Annotated in this window: 1 protein-coding gene; it reads left to right on the top strand. The window is 50.3% G+C overall.

Annotated elements, in window-relative coordinates:
* A partial coding sequence (locus tag A3738_RS10875) for a VCBS domain-containing protein (protein ID WP_082890031.1) occupies nucleotides 1-1,656 on the top strand: 1,656 nt, incomplete at both ends.

The raw sequence follows: 1,656 nt of genomic DNA on the forward strand, positions 1-1,656 counted from the left end.
GTGTGCTTACCGGCTCGGATATTGATACGAATGACCAACTTACCTTTAGTGCACCGAATGTAGATGGTTTTGTACTAAAGCAAGATGGTAGCTATAGCTTCGACCCAAACCACGGTAGTTATAACCATTTGGCGCAAGGCGATGTACAAACCATCACCATCCCTGTGACAGTAACTGACCTAGCTGGCGCGACTGATACCAAGAATCTTGTCATCACCCTAACGGGCACAAATGACGCGCCGGTATTACAGCAAATCCAAGCGCAAAGTGTGACAGAGGATGGCCAATTGCTAACGGGCCAGCTTACAGCAACGGATACTGACGACCATGAAGTCGCTCGTTACAGCGTAATGCAGCAAGTTGATGGGTTTACCCTGCATGCAGACGGCAGCTATAGCTTTGATCCGAGCCATGCGAGTTACCAACACCTAGCGGCAGGTCAAGTTCAAACGCTGACAATACCCGTTGGCGTAGTCGATCAAAGCGGTGCAACCGATACGCAGAACTTAACCATTACCGTGCACGGCAAAGATGATACGGCGATCATCAGCGGTGCGGATACCGGAATGGTGAGAGAAGATACCACGCTGCAAGCGACGGGCACGCTCAGTGTAAGTGATAAAGATGCTGGTCAGGATCATTTTCAAGCGGGCGATATCCAGGGTGTACACGGAACATTACACCTTCAAGCGAATGGTACCTGGACCTATGATCTAGATAATCAAAGTCGCGACGTGCAGCGGCTCGGTGCAGGCTCCTCGCCGATCAATAATACGCTGACCGATGTGATACAAATCCATTCGGCAGACGGCACCGCACACAGTATTTCGGTGACGATTACAGGTATTAACGACGCGCCCGCTTTGAGTGTCATTACAGCACAATCGGCAAGAGAGGGTGATAGCACTAAGACCACAGGTGTGCTTACCGGCTCGGATATTGATACGAATGACCAACTTACCTTTAGTGCACCGAATGTAGATGGTTTTGTACTAAAGCAAGATGGTAGCTATAGCTTCGACCCAAACCACGGTAGTTATAACCATTTGGCGCAAGGCGATGTACAAACCATCACCATCCCTGTGACAGTAACTGACCTAGCTGGCGCGACTGATACCAAGAATCTTGTCATCACCCTAACAGGCACAAATGACGCGCCGGTATTACAGCAAATCCAAGCGCAAAGTGTGACAGAGGATGGCCAATTGCTAACGGGCCAGCTTACAGCAACGGATACTGACGACCATGAAACGGCCACCTACACCGCACCGACCATAGACGGTTTTACGCTAAATGCCGACGGGTCGTACACCTTTGATCCCAGTCACAGCGCCTATCAACACTTGGCCGCAGGTACAGACCAAACTGTCACCATTCCGATTACGGTGACCGACCAAGACGGTGGTACTGACACGCAGAATCTCGTTATTACGGTTCATGGTAAAGACGATGCAGCTATAATAACGGGGGCAAGCACTGGCGCAGTAACTGAAGGAGACGCAGGTGACACCGCAACCGCCAGTGGAACCCTCAGCATATCTGATACCGATACAGGCGAAACACCTGATTTCCCAGATCTTGTCAGTACAACCACCACCTACGGCCATATAGCCATGGTTAATGGTCAATGGACCTATACCCTTGATCAAAGCAAAG

The sequence above is a fragment of the Oleiphilus sp. HI0066 genome, from assembly GCF_001635725.1.